Source organism: Rhizobium sp. SG570, from assembly GCF_012275345.1.
GTDB classification, from domain to species: Bacteria; Pseudomonadota; Alphaproteobacteria; order Rhizobiales; family Rhizobiaceae; genus Rhizobium; species Rhizobium lusitanum.
In genome coordinates this window covers 26,015-46,369 of sequence record NZ_JAAZQI010000019.1, presented here as the reverse complement: position 1 = coordinate 46,369, position 20,355 = coordinate 26,015, and the positions used below count along the sequence as shown (strand labels likewise).

The following is a 20,355-nucleotide window of genomic DNA, read 5'->3' as shown; positions in this document are numbered from 1 at the left end:
AAGCGTCGTGAGCTGATGGACCCCAAAATGGTCGGTTGATGTCGCTGCCGCGCGCGTGTGATTTTCGGCGAGAATCGACGAGAAAGTACATGGTTTCATATACAAAATTTCATTTACATATAAACCGAAATGTGATGATCTTGATGCGCCGGTGTCCTTATGGCCGGCTGCAATGGGGAGTACGTCGCGCAGGCGAAATATCACACAAATAGAACGGGGAATGACCGCATGCCTTATGATGTCATCATTGTCGGTGCCGGAGCCGCGGGTGCAGTGCTTGCCGGCCGGTTGACGGAGGATCCGAGCAAGAAGGTGTTGTTGCTGGAGGCCGGCCCCGACTATCGCAGCAGCGAACAGCCAGCCGAAATGGAAAGTCCGAACCCGTTCAACCTCCTTTTGCCGCGCCGCTTCCAGGAAGCCTACATGTATCCGGATTTGATGGCGCGCCGGACGAAAAGGCAGCCGCATCGCGTCTATTGGCGCGGCAAGGGCATGGGCGGCTCGACCGCCGTCAACGGTCAGATTGCCATTCGCGGCCTGCTTCATGCCTTCGACCGCTGGGCCGATATCGGCTGTAACGGATGGTCCGGTACCGATGTGCTTCCATTCTTTAACCGGCTCGAGGACGATCCTATCGATGCGGACTACCATGGTCGCGGCGGGCCGACACCGATTTATCGCGCGCCTGTCGATACATGGGGCAATGTCGATAGGGCGATGCGCGACAGTGCGCTGGCTCTCGGCCATAGTTGGAACGATGACCTGAATGACCCTGAAGCCGCAGGCGTGTGCTGCTACCCCATCAATAGCCGCAATGGCAAACGCGTTTCGGTCAATGATGCCTATCTGGAGCCGGCGCGCGGCCGTGCCAACCTGACGATCGTCGGCTCGGCGACCGTCGACAAGGTCATTCTTGATGGCCGCAGGGCGACGGGGGTGAGCGCCATCGTCAATGGTCAGGCGAAGACATTCCTTGCGCCGCTCGTCATTCTCTCGGCCGGTTCCATTCACTCGCCTGTCATTCTGCAGCGCTCCGGCATCGGCCCGGCGACATTGCTTAGAAAACGCGGCGTCGAGGTTGTCGCTGACTTGCCGGTGGGCGAGAATTTCTTCGATCATCCCTACTGCCGCATCGAGCTGAAGCTGAAGAGCGAGTTTAAGGCGACCGATGTCAACGCGCGCCATACCAATTGCTGCGTGCGCATGAGCTCGGGTCTTCCGGGCGCGCAACGCGACGATATTCTCTTCGTGTCGATGAACCACGGTGGTATCGGCGTCGAATCCGACAGCGCCCAATTCGGCGAGGCAATGATCAATCTGATCCTCATGGAGGCCAAGAGCCGCGGCTCGGTCAGCCTCCGCTCGGTCAATCCGCTCGATCAGCCCGTCGTCGAGGAGAACATGCTGTCCCATCCGCTCGATCTGGCGCGCATGCGCGCCGGTTACCGCCATCTCGGCAGGATGGCAGCGCAGGCGCCGATCCAGGCCATCACCGAAGGCATATTGCTGGGTGATTCCGATCTGCCGCTCTCCTGGCTCGACACTGCCAGCGATATAGCGGTGGAGGATTTCCTGCTGACGCAATCTTCCGATGCACAGCACGGTATCGGTGGCTGCAGCATGGGGCGTGCCGGCGCCGGCGTCGTCGATCCGGAATGCCGCGTCAACGGCTTCGAAGGCCTGCGCGTCATCGATGCGTCGATCATGCCGCTCGACTGCCAGGCCAACACCAATCTCACCACCATCATGATAGGCGAGAAGATGGCTGACAGCCTGCGACGGGCTGTCCATTGAAAGCGGAGGGCGGACGCATGGCGATGGATGCTTACGAACGGCTGAGTGCCCTGGGGCTCACGCTGCCGAAGACGCCGAAAGCGGCGGGCAATTATATTCCGGCCAAGTTGTGCGGTGAGATGCTCTATCTCGCCGGGCAGGGGCCGCAACGCCCCGACGGGTCCTGGTGCGTCGGCAAGGTCGGCAAGGATGTGAGCTTGGAGGAAGCCTATCAGCATGCGCGCCTCGTCGGCCTGCAATTGCTCGGCGTCATCCACGATGCCGTCGGCGATCTCAACCGTGTCGAGGTGATCAAGCTGCTCGGTATGGTCAATGCGGTTCCCGAGTTTGCCGATCATCCGAAGGTGATCAATGGAGCATCGGATCTGCTCATCGAAGTGCTGGGTGAGGCGGGCCGTCACGCTCGTTCCGCCGTCGGCATGGGATCCCTGCCGAACGGCATCACCGTGGAGATCGAGGCTATCCTGCGCGTGCTGCCGCGCGACTGATTTTTGACTGTTTTCCCCAACTGGCCTTCGTTTCCTCTGTGTGCGAAGGCCATTTTTTTATTGCGGCCCGGCGTGTTGCCGGGCCGGCAGCATTCCTGCTTATCGCGAAATATCGATCGTCATCGTCTTCAGATCGCACATTTCCATGAGTGTGTGCCGGCCGCCTGTGCGGCCAAGCCCGCTCCGCGTTCCGGCTGCGCCGCCGGCGGGAATATGCGGTTCCCAATAGCAGCTTTTCTCATTGACGTTGACGATGCCGACGCGAAGGCTCTCGGTAAAGAAGAAGGCTCTCTTGATCGTGTTGGTGAATACTGCCGCCGACAGGCCGTATGGGCTGGAGGCCGCGAGCTCCAAAGCCTCCTCATCCGTATCGAACGTCAGCACTGGGGCGACCGGGCCGAAGGATTCCTCGGTGTTCAAAAGGCTCTCGCGTGTCAGTCCGGTCACGACTGTCGGCTCGAAATAGAGGTTGGTCGGCAATCCCACGGCTATGCCACCGCCGGTCACGACGCGTGCCTGATGAGCATGCGCATCGGCCATATGGCTCAGCATCTTGTCGAGCGATGCCGCATTGTTGAGCGGCCCCATCGTTGTCGACGGGTCGAAGGGATCGCCCATGCGCACCTTGCCGGCCGCCTTCATCAGCCCATCCACGAAGCGATCATGCACGGATCTATGCACGAGAACCCGCTCGGTCGCGGTGCAAATCTGCCCTGCATTGGCAAAGCACCCCGCGCCGATCTCGGCCGCCGCCATGTCGATATCGGCGTCGGCAAGCACGATGGTCGGGCCATTGCCGCCCATCTCGAGCAGCAGCGGCTTGCCGGCGCCACGGCGAGCGATTGTCGCGCCTGTGGCCGAGCTACCGGTGAAGCCAATGGCGTGTATGCCCGGATGGATGACGGCCTCATCGCCAACTTCCGCGCCATCGCCGAGAACGAGGTCTATGACACCATCAGGCACACCGGCCTCGATCATGCATTCCATCAGCGCTACAGCGATCAGCGACGTCGTCGGCGCCGGAATCCAGACGACGCTATTGCCGGTCGCAACTGCCGGGCCGAGATAATAGAGGCAGGGCAGGGCGGCGGGGAAGTTCCATGGCGTGATGATGGCGAAGACGCCCTTCGGCTGCAGGAAGCTGAAGGCGCGCTTGTTGGCGTCTGCGACCGGGAAGGCAGCCGTTTCCAGCCATTTGATCTGCTCGGCAGCATTGCGGAAGCCGAGGGCTGCTGCGGCAATCTCGCCTTTGGCCTCGGCGTGGAAAGGCTTGCCCTGTTCAAGGCACAGAAGCCGGGCGAGTTCCTCGGCGCGGCGATCGATTTCGTCGGCGATCTTCATGCAAAGGGCCGCCCGCGCAAAGACGCCCATCTTGCGCATGGTTTCGCGCGCGGCCTCTGCGGCTGCCACCGCGCGCCCGACATCGGCGCGGGTCGACAGCGCCAGATATCCCAGTCTCTCGCCCGTTGCCGGACTGTCGACCGCAAGAAAGGTGCCGGTGCTGCCGGCAACCCATTCCGAACCGATCCGGTTCTTGCCGACGCGCGCGCCCGATTCCGTCTCGCTGACGATCGGCATGCCGCGCAGGTGCGGACCGTCGATCGAGGATTTGAAATGGAATGTCATGAAGGCCTCCTTTGACCGTAGTCCTTTTGGATTCTGAGGATCGTGGCGCGGCTACGCTCGACGGCGGCGGCAAACAGCGTTTCTCCGGCTTGCCGGGATGCTTCCGATGGCGTGCCGATGACGCCATTGTCCCGGATGGTTTCGAACGGCCTCCACACGGTAACGGCAGAGCCGGCAAACAGATGCGGATCCGGCCAGGAGGGCGGTGTCGTGCCCTCCGGAATCAACGGTTCTCGGACGCTTGCCGGCACGACATGCATCATCAGGGAGGTTTCGAGCGCACAGGCATGGCCGGTGCCGCCGGCCGCATCGGGCAGGACCTCGGCCGCTATGTCGGCGATAAGGTCGAAATAGGAGAAGCCGGCTGACGTGATGCCGCGCTGCCCGAGCTTGGTGATCGCCACCTGCATGGCAGCGCGGTTGCCGCCATGGCCGTTGAGGATGACGGGGAGAAAGCCGTCCTCGGAAAGGCAGGTGCAGAGATCGACCAGAACGGCGATGAATGTGTCGGGGCTCAGGCTCATCGTGCCAGCAAAGGCGCGATGATGATGGGAAGAGCCGTAGGCCAAAGGCTCGCAGACGCGCATGCCCTCTTCGCCTTCAGCCGCAGCGAGCGCGACGGCATGGGCAAGCCAGATATCGACGCCGAGTGGCAGATGCGGGCCGTGCTGTTCGACGGCGCCGACAGGCAATATTGCGACCGGCCTTTTCCGTCCGCTTTTGCTCAGCGCCTTCGCGTCCGGCGAGGTCATGAAGGCAAAGCCGGCTGTGTGCTTGGTGGTGGCATCACCACGAGAGGAGGTCATCGTGAAGCCTCCACGAGGCGAGCCTTCGCGTGGGTCATGGCGGCGTCGGCAAGAAGCGCGGCGATGATGATGGCGCCCTTGTAGAGCTCCAGGCTCGATGGGTCCGTACCGAAGATGCGCAGGGCTGTCGTCAAAAGGCTGACGATCAGCGCGCCGACCACGGCGCCCCAGACCGTGCCGCGGCCGCCGAAGATGCTGGTGCCGCCAAGAACGGCCGCTGCGATCGCATCCAGCAGCAGTGATGTTCCGCCGATATTCGGCGTGACGACGGGAACCCGGCTGATCATGATGAAAGCCGTCAGAAACACGAAAAGGCCGGATGCGCAGTAGACGAGGATAAAGTGTCGCGTGACCGGGATGCCGGCCAGTTCTGCCGCCGCGGCATCGGAGCCGAGGGCGTAGGTTCTTAGCCCGAAGGCGCTGCGGCGCATCAGCACGGCGGCGACGAGGATGATGGCGAGCGTTGCGAAGATGACGTTCGGTATGCCGAGGGTGCGTTCGATGCCGACGAACTTGAGTGCCGGCTCGCGCAGCACCAGCACGCCCTTGGAGGCGACGCCGAGCGTCGCGCCCTGCAGCGCCACCATGGTGGCAAGCGTCGTTACGAAGGGCGGGATTCTCAGTAGCGCGATGACGAGGCCATTCACCAATCCGACGAGGAGCATGACGACCAGCGCGATCACCAGGGCAGCAGGCAGGCCGAGCCCGGAATCGATCAAGGTCGCGATCAGCACGGCGCAGAAGGCAACGCCGACGCCGGCCGACAGATCAATGCCGGCGGTCAAGAGCACAATCAGCGCGCCAAGGGCGAGCACCGCAACCGGTGTTGCCTGCGACACGATATTGATCAGGCTCTGCGTCGAGATCACGCGCGGATCAGCGGCCGAGAAGACCGCCAGCAGCACTGCGAGCAGGATGACCGGTGAAAGATCGAGGATACGCCTCAGCCGCAGATTGTTTGTTGTTGTCATCATCTGTCCCACCTCAAATGTGCCAGTCTTCCACCGCTTCGCGCTTGCCGGTGTCGACGCTGCGCAGGATCGCGTCATTGACGGCAACAGCCCTCAAGGCATCCTCGACCGGCATGACGAAGGGTTTTTCGAATCGGACCGCCGAAATGAAATGCCTGACTTCCTCGTAGAGATCGCCGACGATATGTCCGTTCGTCGTCGGCCAGTGCTGGCTATCAGGCAAAGACCAGGAGCCGCGCGATAGCAGCCGCAGACCATGGTCGCGGACATCGAGATCGATCAGGCCATCGGTGCCGACGACTTCGGTGCGCGCCCATATGCCGGTCGGAGCGGTATCCGGCAGCGTCCAGCCGAAATAGAGCTGGCCGCTCATGCCGTTCGACATTTCGACCGTCGAGAAAATCGCGTCCTCCGAAGCGATGCCGAGCGAGGGCATGAGCTTGGAGACTGCGCGCGAGTAAACCGAGGTGACGTCGGCGCCGCTGATCCATTGCAGCATGTCGATGTCATGAATGCCCAGATAGAAACAGACGCTCGACTTGCCGTTCATCCGCTGGCCGACGTCGCGCTTGGTGAAACGGCCGCTGCTGGCATGGATCGGCTGGCCGATGCGGCCTTCACGCACGGCAACTGCTGCCTCGCAATAGCGGGGATCGAAGCGAAGAATATGGGCGACGAGCAGGCGCGCGCCGCTTCTCTTCGCCGTTCTTGCAATGGTCTTGGCCGCGTCGAGCGTATGGGCCATCGGCTTTTCGAGAAGGACTGGTTTGCTTGCCTCGAGGAGTTCGCAGGTGACGGCCTCATGCAGCCGGTCGGGTGCGGCGACGATATAGGCATCCGCCGCGCCGGCGCTGAGCGCGGACGCCACATCTGCGAAATGAGGAACACCGAATTCATCCGCTGCCTGTCGGCCGAGTTCGACATTCGGATCGATGATGGCGGAAACGTCCGCAAGGTCGCTATCGGCCACCACGCGAGCATGCAGACGTCCCATGAAGCCAGCGCCGACGATCGCTATGCGCAGTCTGCTCATAAAACCTCCTCACGCAACGTGTTGCGGTGCGCTCTCGGCGTCGTTCGGATTGATATTCGGGGGCTGAATAGTTTCGCTGAAGGCGAGCGCCATCACGTCCTCTTCGCTGGCGCCGCGCCCGAGTTCGACGACCGAGCGCCCCTCGCGCATAACAATGATGCGGTCGGCGACGCCGAGCACTTCGGGCAATTCACTCGATACCATCAGGATGGCGGCGCCCTGCCGTTTCAGCTCGGCGATAAGGTGGTGCAGCTCGGACTTGGCGCCGACGTCGACGCCGCGCGTCGGCTCGTCGAGCAGGATGATCTGCGGCTTCGTCGCCAGCCATTTGCCGATGACGACCTTCTGCTGGTTGCCGCCGGAAAGCTCGATTGTCCGCTTGTCCGGCTGTGCCGGCCGCACACCGAGGGAGGCAATCAATTCGCCCGCCAAGCGGCTGATCCGGCGCGGCGACAGCAGGCCGAAGCGGCTATTGCCGCGTATCCAGGCGAGCGAAAGGTTGTCGCGGATGGACATGGTGCCAACAAAGCCTTCGAGGTGCCGGTCCTCCGGGATATAGACGATGCCGGCGCGGTTCGCCGCCTTGATATCGCCGCCGGATTGCCCCTTGCCAAAGATCTCGATGGACCCGCCGTGCAGCGTTTCTAGACCGGCGATCAACCGCAGCACTTCCGAACGGCCGCTGCCCATCAGTCCGGCAATCGCAACGATCTCGCCGCGATGGACGCAGAGCGAGGCGGATTTCAGCAGCTTGCCGTTCGAGGCATCCAGCACCTCCACCGCTTTTTCGCGAATATCGGCCTTTAGATAGGGGAAGATGTCGCCGAGATCGCGGCCGACCATCATCGAGACGATCTCCGCTTCGTTGGTCAGCCGCGTCTGCCGTTCGCCGATGAACTTGCCGTCGCGCAACACGACCACGCGGTCGCACTGGCTGAAGATTTCCTCCATCTTGTGTGAGATGTAGAGAATGCCCGCTCCGCGTTGCCTGAGCTTTGCGATAAGCTCATAGAGATGATCCCGCTCGCGATTGGAAAGCGCGCTCGTCGGCTCGTCCATGATGAAGAGCCAGGCGTCGGACAGGACGGCGCGGGCGATCTCCACCATCTGCTGGCGGCCAACGGAGAGGGTCCGCAATTCGGCATCGATGTCGATATCGAGCGACAGCTCCCGCATGATCGCGGCGGCCTCGCGGCGCATGCGCCCGCGGTCCAGCAAGCCAAGGCGCGTGTGCGGCTCGCGACCGACGAAAAGGTTCTCGGCGACCGTCAGATCCGGCGAAAGGCTGAAATGCTGATGGATAACGCTGATGCCCTCGGCATCGCTCGGTGCATGAAAATCGACCAGACGACCGTCGATGGCGATATCGCCTTCATCGGGCCGGTAGACGCCGGAAATGCACTTCACCAGTGTCGATTTGCCGGCACCGTTCTCGCCGGCGAGTGCTACGACCTCGCCCGACGATATAGCGAATGAAACGCCGTCCAATGCCTTGACGCCGGGGAATGACTTGCCGAGCGCGCGCAGCTCTATGCGCCGACCCGCAGACGCTTTCGCCGCGTCATTCTGAGGCGGAGCGGCCTTTGTCGCCTGGCTTTTGCGCCGGCCGCTTTTGACGAATGCTGTGATGCTCTCCGGCTGGCTGGCCAGCACCGCAACGAGAATAAGGGCGCCGGTAATGTAGTAGATGACGATCTGCGGCACCTGGAGAAAGGAAAGCCCGGTATTGATCACGCCGAGAAGCAATGCCCCGATCGCGGTGCCCCAGATGGAGCCTTGCCCGCCTGAAAGCTTGGTGCCGCCGACGATCGCTGCCGTGATGGCGGTGAATTCGAGGCCGGTGCCGGCCAGCGGCTGGGCCGAGCCGAGACGGCCGATCGTCAGGATGGCGCCGAGCCCGGCGGTGGCTCCGGCGATAAAATAGACCGAGATGCGCACAAGGCCGACCGGCACCATGGAGGCCCGCGCCGCATCGGCATTGCCGCCGATGGCATAGATCCAGCGGCCATAGACGGTACGGGCAAGGACGAACCACCAGGCAAGCAGGCAGACGGCTGCGACGATGATGGCAGCTGGAATGGGACCGAGGCTTTCGCGCCCGGCATAGAGAACGATGGGATTGTCGATCGCGATGCTCGATGCGCCCGAAAGGCTGAGCGAAAGCCCGCGTGCGAAGGCCATGGTCGCGAGCGTTGCAATGAAAGGAGAGATACCGACAAAGCCGATCAACACGCCGTTCAGCAGGCCTATGACGGAGCCGGCCAGGATTGCGGTCAGGAGTGTCGCCGCAGCCGAACCGGTCGCTGCATAGACGAGGCCGGCGGCCACACCGGAAAATGCCAGCGTACTGCCGACGGAGATATCGATGCCGCGGGCAATGATAACGGCCGTCATGGCGAAGGCGATGAGTGCGATGACGGCGCTCTGCTGGGCGATGCTCACAAAGTTGCCCGCCGTCAGGAACCGCGGGTCGATCCAGCCGAAGACGACGACGGCAATGGCAAGAACGATCACCAGCACCGGCTCGTTGCGGCGGAGCAGGGATGAAATCCGGTTTTGAAGCATGGTCGGCCGCCTCTCGAACACGATGCGCATCGCCCGGAGGGGCGAGGATTCAGGATGTTCATGGAGTGGGGACCGCCGGTACGGATGCGTACCGGCAGCCCTGCGTCGGACTTATTTCCCGACGGTCATTGCCGAGGTCGGAACCTTCGGTCCAAGCTGCTCCGTATAGTTCTTGGCTTCCACCGCTTCCTTGTCGGTGTTGATATGCTCGAAATTGAGGCCGGCCTTCTTCAGTTTTTCCGCTGTCGCGTCCGAGGTCACGAAATAAGTCGGCATAAAGAGATCGTTCGGCATTTTCTCGCCGTTGGCAAGACGTGCGGCGACCGCAATGTTCCAATAGCCGACGCGATAGGCGCCGGTGAGCACATCCATGACCATCTTGCCGTTGTCGATCAGATCCTTCATCTCGGCATCGCCGTCATAGCCGCCATAGATCAGGTTGATGTTCATCGAGCTGGCAACGGAATCGGCGGCAAGGCAAAGGCTGTCGGAAATGCATGCGATGGCTTTAAGATCCGGATAGGTCGTCAGCCATGTCTGCGCGGCGTTGGTTGCCTTGGCGGCATCCCATCCGGTCGGCTCGATGCCGACGATCTTGATCTTCGGAAACTCCTTCTTCATCGTTTCGACGAAGCCCTTCTCGCGCGCATCTGAAACGAAGTTGCCGCGAGAGCCGACAAGCAAGGCGACTTCGCCCTCGCCGCCGAGCGACGTGCCGACGGCACGAGCGACCATCGACATATTGTCATAGTCGGGATAGAGCGTCGAATAGTTGCCGCCGGCTTCGACCTTGTTGCCCATGGTGATGACCGGGATGCCGGCAGCCAGCGCCTTTTTGATGGCAGGAACGACAGCATTCTTGTCGATCGGGTCGATCAGAATGGCGCTGACGCCCTGGTTGACGAAATTCTCGATAATGCCGACCTGCTTTTCCAGGCTGCCCTCGGCGCTCTGCCAGGTGGCCTTTACGCCATAGTCCTTGCTGGCGACATCGCCGGCTTCCTTCATGCGGACGAAGAACGAGTTTTGCAGGTCGATCGCTGCCAGGCCAAGAACCTTGTCCTTGGCGATCGATGGTGTTGCAAGCGCAAGCGCGAGCAGGGCGACGGATGCTTTCAGAAGTGCGCGCATGTTTCTGTTCTCCTCTGCCTTGAAGGCTTTTCGTGATCATGGCGGGCGATTGTCTCGCCTCTTCTTCACATTCCGCCGGTCAGGCATTCGTCCCCAGTGACGCGTCCTGTCGGCGACTATGGCGCTTTGCGCTCATTCTTATACAGCACTTTCTAAATGTGCTAGAATTATTCAACCTTTACGCGTTAAAGCCATCGACTCCCGAGCCGCAGACGAGGCCGGCGATGCGGGTTCCGGGTGGCGGCACGAGGGCTCCCGACATGACGGCGGCCAATGAGGCAGCGCCGCTCAAATCTGCAGCGATACCGAACTCGAACCATAGCAGTGCAGCGGCACGTTGCATGGCATCGTCGTCGACCAGAACGATATCATCGACATTGCGCCGTGCGATCTCGTAGATGCTCTCGTCCGTGCGGCCGCAGGCCATCGTTGCGACCCTGGTGGTGACCTCGGCAAGACGCACGACCCGGCCGGCATCGAAGCAGGCGCGCAGCGTTGGCGAGCCGACAGGCTCGACGCCGATGATCCGCGCCTTCGGATTGACCGTCTTGATGACTTGGGACATACCGGCGATCAGGCCGCCACCGCCGATCGCGACGATGTAGAGATCGGCCTCGGGCAATTGTTCCATCATCTCCAAAGCCACCGTTCCCTGGCCTGAAACGATGGCCTCGTCTGCAAAGGGATGCATGCAGAATGCGCCTTGCCGTTCGGCAAACGCAAGGGCGGCCTCCTGTGCCTCGTCCCATACGTTGCCGGCACGGCGAACCTCCGCGCCCCAGCGACGAAGCTTCTCTTCCTTGATGGGACTGGCATTGCTCGGCAGAAAGATCGTTGCCGGAACGCCGGACTGATGCGCCATGTAGGCGGTGGCGAGACCATGATTGCCGCCGGAGGCCGCCACAAGGCCCCGCTGAATTCGCTCAGGCGGCAGCGACCTTACGCGATTTGCCGCGCCGCGGATCTTGAAGGAGCCGCTCACCTGCAGGCATTCGAGCTTCAGGTGGAAATCGTTGCGCAGATCGAAGCCGGCGCAATGCTCGAGCTTGATCGTCGGCGTGCGGCGCACGAAGGGGGAGATGCGAAGGGCGGCGGCCTGGATATCCTCATAGCTCATTGCTCAACGCCTCCGGATATTCGTTGGCAAGCACGAAACAGCAATTGCCGGGGCGGACCCGGCCGGGCTGGCGCTTGGCGAAAACGATACCATCGATCGGATGATGGAGGATGACGGGTTCCCGGGCCGGCGAGCGCAGGAAATGGATCCGGCCCGCGATCTCGCCCTTCTTGACGGCGGTGCCGAGCTCGCTGATCGGCTCGAACACGCCGTCGTCCTCGGAAAGTACATAGCCCTCCGTGCCCGGCACCTTCAGTACCCGCGCATTGGCGCCGGCCGGTACATCCGGCGCGCCTTTCAGCACGCCCGCATGCTTGAGGATATTGCGGATGCCACGTCGGCAGATGGTGAGCGCTTCCTGGCTGACGAGGCCGCCGCCGGCCATTTCGCTGCCGATGACGATCAGGCCCTGCTGGTTGGCTGCCGCAGTCGACGTACGGGTGTCGCCGAGATTGTCGATCATGACGACGGTCGGTGCGCCGAAGGCGAGGGTGGCCCTTATGTTGCGCCGATGCCCCTCCGTCGTCGCAGACGGCTCGATGATGGCGCTTGGGAGGATCATCAGCGACGATCCGCCGGAGTGGAGATCAAGGAAATAGTCCGCGATGGGAAACAGACAATCGTTGACATAGGCGGCAATCTGGCTTGTCAGCGTGCCGTTGAAATCGCCGGGAAAACTGCGGTTGAAATTGAGCCCGTCGATGGGTGATGTCCGCTGGCCGGCCTCGACGGCACGCACGTTGATGGCCGGGATCGCGATGATGCGTCCGGTCACGTCGGCGGGATCGATTTCGCGCAGCAATTCGCCGAGCGCGATCGGCCCTTCATATTCATCGCCATGGTTGCCCGCTTCGATCAGCACCGTCGGCCCGGTACCGTTCTTGACGACGGCGATCGGCACCTGAACGACACCCCAGGCATCGTCATGCGGCGATTGCGGCACGCAGAAATAGCCGATCTGCTTGCCGGAGCGATCGAGATCGACTGAGGTGAAGATGCTGTTGCGACGCGGTGTCAGCGGCTTTCGCTCCGAAGCGCCCGATTTTACCACACTGAAATTTGTCATGCCGTCCGCTCACCTATCTTGCTGGAGGTATCATGGCGGTTTTATATATGGTGTCAAGTTTGAATATGAAACGAATGACAAGCGCTACTGCAGTTCCTATGGTTGGTGACCCATGGAGGATTCGATTCATGAGCAATGGTTCCAATGAGGGCGGCAAGCTTTCCTACTCGGCTCCAGCCCTGACGAAGGGGTTGGAAGTCCTGGAACTGCTTGCCGAGGCCGACACGTCCCTGACGATGAAGGCGATCGCCGACGGCTTGGGCCGTTCGAAGAATGAGATCTTTCGCATGCTCGTTGCCCTGCAGGAACGCGGATACATAGAGCGCGATGCCGAGACGGATGCCTTTTCGCTGACGGACCGGCTTTTCAAGCTCGGGCTGCATACGCCGAGCACCCAGGACCTGATGACGGCGGCGATGCCGGAGCTGTCCACGATCGCGCTGGAAAGCCAGCAGTCGCCCCATCTCGTCGTCATCAGCCACGGGCTGACCGTCGTCACCGCCGCCGTGCCCGGCGGCGAGGACATGTCGTTCACGCTGAGGCTGGGTTACGGTCGGCTCGCAACGGATTCAACCTCCGGCCAGGTGATCCTTGCCTTCCAATCACCCGCCACGGCGAAACGGCTTATCGATGAATGCCAGGCGCGCTCAGCCGCACCGATCGACCGCAAGGCGCTGGACAAGCAGCTGACGGCCATACGCCGAAGAGGCTACGAGCTGCATAACAGCCGTGACTTCGTCGGCATTACGGACATTTGCTGTCCCGTCATCGGTGCCGATGGCAATGCCATCGCGTCGATTATCATCGCCTATATCAATCGTCACACGCGGGAAAGCCGCCACGCCGCCACGCTCAGCGTCCTGCAAGCCGCCTGCGACCGCATCTCCGCGCGGCTCTCGCCGCGTCTGCGCTCGCCCAAGGAGATGGGTGCTGGCGGTTGATGCATGCCGAGGCATGTCGCGTCGGTGATATCACGCGATAGGCCATAGAGAGGATCGACCGGATGAGTGCCGCTGCAGGACATGATTGCATCGAACCGCAAGAGGTTGCGAGCCTGTTGAGCGCCATGGTGTCGATCCCCAGCATCAATCCCGACTTCCTTCAGCCGAGCTTGCCGTCGGGCTGGTTCGGCGAGGCAAAGCTGGCCACGTTCATCGCCGACTGGTTGAGCCGCGAGGGGATCGAGGTCGCGATGGAGGAGGTTCTGCCTGGACGCCCCAATGTCGTCGCCCATCTGCGTGGCCGGCCGGGAGCGCCGTCGATGATCTGGGAAGGGCATACCGATACGGTTCAGGTGGAGGGCATGGCGTCGCCCTTCCAGCCGCGCATCGAGGGCACGAGGATCTATGGCCGAGGTTCTGTCGACGACAAGGGATGCCTCGCCATGTTCATGCTGGGTATGCGGGCGCTGAAAAGGCGCGGCTGCGGCTGCGATCTCACCTTCGTTGCCGCGATCGATGAAGAGACGACCTTCCGGGGCGTTCAGCACCATGTGCGTGCTCACCAGCCCTATGATCTCGGCGTTGCCGGCGAGCCGACCAGCCTTGCCGTCGTCCGCGCCTGCAAAGGTGTCATTCGCTGGGTCATCGATGTGCGGGGGCGGGCAGGGCACGCGTCAAAGCCTGAGGACAGCATCGACGCCTTGGCCGTTGCTGCCGATCTCCTGCACCATCTCCGTGGCTACATTCGCGCGACCGATCGAACGCATCCGCTGCTTGGCCGCCGCAGCCTGACCTGCACGCTGATGCAGGCGGGCGAAGGAGCAAACACCGTGCCGGGTCATGCTTCCTTGACCTTCGACTTCCGCACCCTGCCTGATCAGACCGGTGATGAAGCCTGGCAGGAAATCGCTGACGTGGTGAACGCCTTTGCGCGGGGTCATGCCGCCGGCGCCGACATTCTTATGCAGGCTCCGTTCGTCGATTCCGTGTCGATGGAAGTCTCGCGGGATGCGCGCATCGTCCGGGAGCTGTCGGCGGTTCTCGCTAAGGCGGGTCTGCCTCATGAGGCTATCGGCGTGCCGTTCGGCTCGGATGCCTCCAAGCTTACGCGCGCGGGAACGCCGACCGTGATCTTCGGTCCCGGCCGGATCGAACAGGCTCACGCCGCCGATGAGCATGTCGACATGGAGGAGGTCGCGCGGGGCGCCGATATCCTCGTCTCGCTGGCAAGCGGGCTCTAGCCGCGCCTAGCCCTTGACCGCACCTGCCGTCATCGAGCCGGACAGCTGCCGATACATCACGATACCGAGCAGCGCCGGCGGCAATGCTCCGAGGATCATGACCGCCGATGCCATGCCCCACTGCACGCCGCCGCCGCTGGCGGCAAAGAAGAAGGAGGCGCCGACGGTCATCGGCACGGCGCGGCTGGTCGTCAGCATCAGCCCAAAGAGAAACTCGTTCCAGGCGGTGATGAAGCCGAAGATGAAGGTGGTTACAAGCGTCGGGCGGATCACCGGGCGAATGATACGGATCATGATGTCGAAGACGCTTGCTCCATCGACGGTCGCGGCCTCGTCGAGCTCCACCGGCACGTCTGATATCGCGTTGACCAGCATCACCAGAGCCAGTGGAATGTTGACGATCGTGAAGATGAGGCCGAGGCCGATCTGCGTGTCGAGCAGGCCGAGCCATTGATACATCATATAAAGCGGGATCGCGAAGACGATCAGGGGAACGGCGCGGAGGTTGATGACGAGCGGAAGCAAGAGCTTTTGGCCGGTCTCACTGCGCGCGATCACATAGGCCGCAGGGAAGGCGAGCAGGATCGCAAGGGTCGTCCCGATGAGGGCAGCTGCGGTGCTGTTGGCGAGATAGAGGAAGATGTTGAAGCGCTCGGTTTCCGTCAGCACCTTCAGATAATTGTCGAGGGTCGGTTGCTCGATCCATAGGCCGGGATTGCCGGCGATCTCGCGCGTCGTCTTGAACGAGGTGATAAGGGTGACGAGGACGGGGAAGTTCATGGCAAAAACCACGAGGCCGTAGACGATCCAGCGCAGCGACTTAAGCATCCTATCTTTTCCTTCGGGCGCTCAGCCAGTTCAAGCCGTAGAGGACCAGCAGCGAGCTGATGAACAGCACGACGGAGGCCGCTACCGCCTTGCCGATGGCGCCTTCCTTGAAGAAGGCCTGGTAGATGTAGATCGAAAGCGACGTCGTCGATCCGCCGGCGCCGCTGCCGGTCAATGCATAGACGTTGTCGAAAACGCGGAAGCCGTCGATGAAGCGTATGAAGAAGGCGACCGTCAGCGTCGGAAGCATCAGCGGCAGGTCGATGCGCCACAGCCGCTGCAGGCCCGTGGCGCCGTCGAGGGCGGCCGCCTCGTGGACGTCTTCGGGAATGGCGATATAGGCGACGTAAAAAAGCAGGAAGGCGAATGGCGTCCATTGCAGCACTTCGATCACGATGAGCGTGCGAAAGGCATTCGCATAATCGAGGAAGGCCGGGCTGTCGCCGAACCATTCGAACAGGTAATAGGGCACCGGTCCGGCGAATTCATGCAGCACGAGGCGGTACATCAGGCCGACCATGGCGGGCGCGACCATCAGCGGCAGCATCAAGGGTGCCATCAGTACCGGCCGTGCCGACAGGAGCGGCTTTAGGAAAATCGCCAGGAAAAGGCCGAGCAGGCACTCCGAAACCGCCGTGATGATGCCAAAGCGCAGCGAGAACCATACCGATTGCCAAAATGCCGCGTCCGTCAGGGCCGCGGCATAGTTGCCGAAGCCACTGATCTGAGGGCTGCGCAGCGTTTCGAATGAGACCGTGGAGACGGAATAGAGAAGATTGAGAAGTGCCGGAAAGCCGAGGAACAGCAGAAGAAACCCGACAAGCGGTGCCAGGTAGAGCCTGCCTTCGGCGCGTTTTACGAGAGCCATATTGTCAGCCGCAGCGGCCGGATGCCGTAGAGCCGGCATCCGGCCCTGTCCCTATTTTTTCAACAGATCCTGCATGCCTGCCTTGGTGTGGGCAAGCGCATCCTCAAGGCTCTGCTGGCCGGACCAGTAGCCGGTGAATTCCTTGGCCTGCAGTTCGTACACAGAAAGCGCCTTTGCGGAGGTGGCGCCTGTCATCACGTAGCCGTATTTGCTGGCAAATTCGCCGAGCTTGACCAGATCAGGACGTTCCTTGGCCACCTTGGTGACGACATCAGGCGTCAGGGCGGGGGAGCCACCGGCACGGGCATAGGCAAGGGCCGCGTCCTCCGAGGACAGCCATTTGAGGAACTTGATGGCGCCTTCCTTATTCCTGGCGTTCTTGTTCAGGCCGAGGCCGAGACCGTGGATATGGTCGGCGCGTCCATTCGGCCCGGCCGGCGGCGCGACGATGCCGGTGACATCGGCCACCACTGGCGACTTCTTCGCATCGGTGAGTTCGGCCGCGGCGGCATTCCATTGCAGCGCGGTGGCTGCCTGCCCGGAACTATAGGCGGCATTGGTCTCGGCATATTCGTAGCTCAGTGAATCCTTCGGCGAAGCGCCGGCGTCATAGAGTGTCTTGTAGAGCGTGAGGCCGGTCTTGTAGGCATCGGAATCGACAGTGACGTTGCCGCTCGCGTCCGTCCAGTCGCCGCCATAGGCGCGCGGCAGGGATTGGAACACCATCATGTTGAAGAGGAGGTTCTTCATCTGCAGCACGGTGCCGTAGCGCACCGGGCTTTGGCGGTTCACCTGCTTGCTGAAATAGAGCGCGGTCGCCGCCCAGTCATCCCACGTCCAGTCATCCGGCTGCTTGGGCGCAAGCTCCTTGCCGAGATATTTCTTTGAAATCTCGGCATATTTGGCCTTGGCATCGGGGTCGGCGATAAGCGCGTCGATGAGATCCTTGCGGTAGTACATGAAGTGCAGTGAGAGGTCGGTCGGCACGCCATATTGCTTGCGGTCGAACTGCATCGTCTTCAGCACGGCGTCGCCGAAGACCTTCGGCGCGTCGGCGTTGAGTTCGATCGGCTCCATGTAGGGTGCATAACGGCCGATCGAATAGGTCGCCACGAGATTGACATCGAAGGCATTCGAGCCGGCGGCCATATCGGCCTGCAGCTTGTCGAAGAAGCCGTCGCGGTTGAAGAACAGAAGTTCGATCTTGTCGGCATCCGCTGCCGTCTTGTTGTAAAGGTCGGTGGTGGCGCGCAGTGCCGTTTCCTCCGAACCACCAGGCCAGCCGAGTACGACCACCTTGGCGTTCGCCAGGCCCGGAAGCGCTGCCGCTGATAGCATAAGGGCGAGCACTGCAGACGATATGTGCTTGAATTTCATCATTGTTCCCTTTCCTTTATCGTTGTTGCTTGAATCGAATTGGGTCCGTCTAGCTGTTGCGGCTGGCAAGATCCGCCGCGCCGATGATGCCGGCGCGTGGGCCGAGGCTTGCGGCGACCAGATGCGGCGCGAGGTGCGGCGGGAGCGCGACGAGATGCGCGCTGATGGCGTCGAGATAGCCGGATGCCAGACCAATGCCGCCGCCGATGACGATGCGTTTCGGGGCAAACATCATCTGAACGTCGCGGCACAGGAGCGCGACGCGCAGCGCCGACTGCGCGACGATCGCCTGCGCCCAGGCTGCGCCGTTGCGAGCGTGCTCGAAGATCTCGGGCGCCTCGGCCTGATGTCCGCTACGAGCGGCCTCGGCTGCCATCCAACGGCCGGAAGCGACATCCTCGAGTGGAGCTTCGCCGAGCGTCGGGCTGCGTAGCTGGCCGAAATGGCCAGCAAGACCGAGTAGGGCGCTTCCGTTGATGACGACACCGCCGCCGATGCCGGTGGATATGGTCAGGAACACCGTATCCTCGTTGCCGCCGGCGCCGAACCTGTGCTCGCCCCAGGCTGCGGCCTGGGCATCGTTGACGGCAAAGGCGGGTTTGCCGAACAATTTGCTTGCCTGCGCGACGAGCGGGTAGCCATCGGGGAGCGCGAGCGTTGCGGGATTGAGCGCCGACCAGCGCCCTTCGTCGATAAGGCCGGTTACGGCAATACCGACGCGCTCGTATCGGCCGCTCCAATGCTTGGCCTGTTCGGCGATGGCAGCCAGCCAATCGTCGGGACCCGCTTCCCGACCGGTGGCAATGGTTGCCTCGGCCAGCACCTGCACGCCGCGTACCAACGCCGCAAGTATCTTCGTGCCGCCGATATCGATCGCAAGCGTCGCCGCGTCGCGCTGCGAGAAGGCGGTCGAAACGGCGTCGTGGAACCATGATGTCACGTGCTCGGTGCGCGTGATCGCCGATCCGACGACAACAGCACAGGCGCCGGCGCGCACGGCGTCGGCCGCCTGCTGCGGGGTGCGGATGCGGCCTTCGGCAATGACATAGGGTGTCAGCCGCCGCATGGCGGCGATCAGCGCGATATCCGGCTCCGCCGGTTCGGGGCCGCCGACATAGCCCGACATGGTCGAGCCGACGAAATCGGCGCCGGCGGCCAGCGCCCGTTTCGCATCGTCCAGGCAGGAGCAATCGGCCATGGAGAGCAGGCCCCTGGCCTTGATGGCCGCCAGAAGCGCCTCGATCGTTGCTGGCCGAGGCCGATCCGTGGCGTCGAAGGCGATGATGTCGGCACCCGCATCGGCGAGCGCCTCGACATCGGCGATGAAGGGTGTGATACGCACCGGGCTGTCATCGAGATCGCGCTTGACAATGCCGATAATCGGCGCGTCGACGGCTGATCTGACCGCGGCGACATAGGCTGATGATTCGATGCGCAGGGCTCGCGCGCCGGCTGCGAGTGCCGCGCGCGCAAAGCCGGCCACGAAAACAGCCTCGTCCATCGCGCCATCGGGCACGGGCTGGCAGGAGACGATAAGACTTAGATTGAGATCTTCCTTGCGCATTCGGCACCCCTTTCGAAGGGTCACGATAGAGCAAGGTCACCAGAAAGCAACCGGTTTTAAACTGGTATTATCTCTGGAGTTCGAAGACGAAGTCGTAGACCTCGCCCTTGTAGCGCGTCTCGCAATATTCGACGATCTCTCCATCGGCGAGAAAGCAGCGGCGCTCCGTCGTCAGGATCGGTGCGCCCGGCTCGCAGCGCAGATGCTGTGCATCTTCAGGAGAAGCGGCCCGCGCCCGCATTCTCTGGACGGCGCGCCGGGGCAGAAAGCCGCGCTGGGCAAGAGCTTCGTATAGGGAATCGCCAACGGACGAAGGTGAGGGAAGAAAGCGTACGGGCACGGCCGCGTGCTCCACCGCAATCGGTGCGCCATCGGCGGTCCGCACCCTGCGCATGCGCAGGACTTGCGCGTTTGCGGAGATGCCGAGCGCCATCATTTCAGCCGGGGAAGGTCGGGTTAACTGTTTGGAAAGCCAGATGCATCCCGGCTCCATTCCGCGCGCCCGCAGATCTTCTGAGAAGCTGGTCAGCGTGGAAAGCGATTTTTCGACCCGGGAGCCGATTTCGCTGCGTGCGCCTTGCCGCCGGCTCAGCATGCCCTCCTCTTCCAGCATGGCGAGTGCCTTGCGGACTGTCACGCGCGACAGCGACAGGGCCTCGGCGAGCGACCGTTCGCCTGGCAGAGCCGAGCCGGACTTGAAGGCGTGGTTGCGAATGGCGGTTTCGATCGCCGTCTTGAGCTGCTTGTACAGCGGCATCCCCGGCGCGCCGGCTGCGAACTCCCTCCTGACCAGGTCGATGATATCAGTCGCCAAGGCAAACCTTCCCTTCGATCGCACGACTAGGAGCGAAATTTCGTCCTGTCCGATACTGGTATTATACTGTACGGCTTTTTGCGATCTGTCGAGCGAGGAAAAGAGTGATAGGGACGCCAGGTGGG

At 62.3% G+C, this 20,355-nt stretch carries 17 protein-coding genes; 4 read left to right on the top strand and 13 right to left on the bottom strand.

Annotated elements, in window-relative coordinates:
- The first annotated feature begins 228 nt into the window (after positions 1–228).
- Together FHT28_RS28910 and FHT28_RS28905 are read left to right on the top strand one after the other, a co-directional pair.
- Positions 229–1,794, top strand: a complete 1,566-nt coding sequence (locus tag FHT28_RS28910) for a GMC family oxidoreductase N-terminal domain-containing protein (protein ID WP_168598082.1) — start codon at positions 229–231, stop codon at positions 1,792–1,794.
- A gap of 23 nt (positions 1,795–1,817) precedes the next feature.
- Positions 1,818–2,282 (top strand): RidA family protein, encoded by a 465-nt coding sequence (locus FHT28_RS28905; protein ID WP_051963622.1) that lies wholly within the window; start codon positions 1,818–1,820, stop codon positions 2,280–2,282.
- Positions 2,283–2,381: 99 nt separating this feature from the next.
- On the opposite strand, the gene FHT28_RS28900 is transcribed toward FHT28_RS28905, so the two are convergent.
- From FHT28_RS28900 to FHT28_RS28865, 8 genes are all read right to left on the bottom strand, one after another.
- On the bottom strand, positions 2,382–3,908 hold the full coding sequence (locus FHT28_RS28900; protein WP_168598081.1) for an aldehyde dehydrogenase family protein: 1,527 nt from the start codon (positions 3,906–3,908) through the stop codon (positions 2,382–2,384).
- Complete coding sequence (locus FHT28_RS28895; RefSeq protein ID WP_168598080.1) at positions 3,905–4,714, bottom strand: creatininase family protein; 810 nt, start codon at positions 4,712–4,714, stop codon at positions 3,905–3,907. The genes FHT28_RS28900 and FHT28_RS28895 overlap by 4 nt, the downstream gene beginning before the upstream one ends.
- Positions 4,711–5,688 carry an ABC transporter permease gene (locus FHT28_RS28890; RefSeq protein WP_210255904.1) on the bottom strand — a complete coding sequence of 326 codons (978 nt, stop codon included), beginning with the start codon at positions 5,686–5,688 and terminating at the stop codon, positions 4,711–4,713. The genes FHT28_RS28895 and FHT28_RS28890 overlap by 4 nt, the downstream gene beginning before the upstream one ends.
- 10 nt (positions 5,689–5,698) lie before the next feature.
- Positions 5,699–6,718 carry a Gfo/Idh/MocA family oxidoreductase gene (locus FHT28_RS28885; protein ID WP_112442233.1) on the bottom strand — a complete coding sequence of 340 codons (1,020 nt, stop codon included), beginning with the start codon at positions 6,716–6,718 and terminating at the stop codon, positions 5,699–5,701.
- Between the two features lie 9 nt (positions 6,719–6,727).
- Positions 6,728–9,283 (bottom strand): ATP-binding cassette domain-containing protein, encoded by a 2,556-nt coding sequence (locus FHT28_RS28880; RefSeq protein WP_168598079.1) that lies wholly within the window; start codon positions 9,281–9,283, stop codon positions 6,728–6,730.
- Between the two features lie 111 nt (positions 9,284–9,394).
- Positions 9,395–10,414, bottom strand: coding sequence for a sugar ABC transporter substrate-binding protein (locus FHT28_RS28875; RefSeq protein ID WP_168598078.1), 1,020 nt, complete (start codon positions 10,412–10,414; stop codon positions 9,395–9,397).
- Positions 10,415–10,592: 178 nt separating this feature from the next.
- The gene (locus FHT28_RS28870) at positions 10,593–11,531 is read right to left on the bottom strand and encodes a pyridoxal-phosphate dependent enzyme (protein WP_168598077.1); all 939 of its coding nucleotides are present in this window, start codon (positions 11,529–11,531) and stop codon (positions 10,593–10,595) included.
- Positions 11,521–12,597: a succinylglutamate desuccinylase/aspartoacylase family protein gene (locus tag FHT28_RS28865; RefSeq protein ID WP_168598076.1), complete on the bottom strand. Its 1,077-nt coding sequence runs from the start codon at positions 12,595–12,597 to the stop codon at positions 11,521–11,523. Before FHT28_RS28865 ends, FHT28_RS28870 begins: the two co-directional genes overlap by 11 nt.
- 128 nt (positions 12,598–12,725) lie before the next feature.
- Here FHT28_RS28865 and FHT28_RS28860 point away from each other — a divergent pair, with 128 nt between their 5' ends.
- Positions 12,726–13,538 (top strand): IclR family transcriptional regulator, encoded by an 813-nt coding sequence (locus tag FHT28_RS28860; RefSeq protein WP_168598075.1) that lies wholly within the window; start codon positions 12,726–12,728, stop codon positions 13,536–13,538.
- A gap of 62 nt (positions 13,539–13,600) precedes the next feature.
- Complete coding sequence (locus FHT28_RS28855; protein WP_168598074.1) at positions 13,601–14,779, top strand: M20/M25/M40 family metallo-hydrolase; 1,179 nt, start codon at positions 13,601–13,603, stop codon at positions 14,777–14,779.
- Positions 14,780–14,785: 6 nt separating this feature from the next.
- Here FHT28_RS28855 and FHT28_RS28850 read toward each other — a convergent pair whose 3' ends face one another.
- The 5 genes from FHT28_RS28850 to FHT28_RS28830 form a co-directional block, all read right to left on the bottom strand.
- Positions 14,786–15,607, bottom strand: a complete 822-nt coding sequence (locus FHT28_RS28850) for a carbohydrate ABC transporter permease (RefSeq protein WP_047559054.1) — start codon at positions 15,605–15,607, stop codon at positions 14,786–14,788.
- A 1-nt stretch (position 15,608) separates the two neighbouring features.
- Positions 15,609–16,475 carry a sugar ABC transporter permease gene (locus tag FHT28_RS28845; RefSeq protein ID WP_037197746.1) on the bottom strand — a complete coding sequence of 289 codons (867 nt, stop codon included), beginning with the start codon at positions 16,473–16,475 and terminating at the stop codon, positions 15,609–15,611.
- A gap of 51 nt (positions 16,476–16,526) precedes the next feature.
- Positions 16,527–17,852, bottom strand: a complete 1,326-nt coding sequence (locus tag FHT28_RS28840; RefSeq protein ID WP_168598114.1) for an extracellular solute-binding protein — start codon at positions 17,850–17,852, stop codon at positions 16,527–16,529.
- Positions 17,853–17,901: 49 nt separating this feature from the next.
- Positions 17,902–19,416, bottom strand: coding sequence for a putative N-acetylmannosamine-6-phosphate 2-epimerase (locus FHT28_RS28835; RefSeq protein WP_168598073.1), 1,515 nt, complete (start codon positions 19,414–19,416; stop codon positions 17,902–17,904).
- A gap of 67 nt (positions 19,417–19,483) precedes the next feature.
- Positions 19,484–20,173, bottom strand: coding sequence for a GntR family transcriptional regulator (locus FHT28_RS28830; protein ID WP_047639991.1), 690 nt, complete (start codon positions 20,171–20,173; stop codon positions 19,484–19,486).
- Between the last annotated feature and the right edge of the window lie 182 nt (positions 20,174–20,355).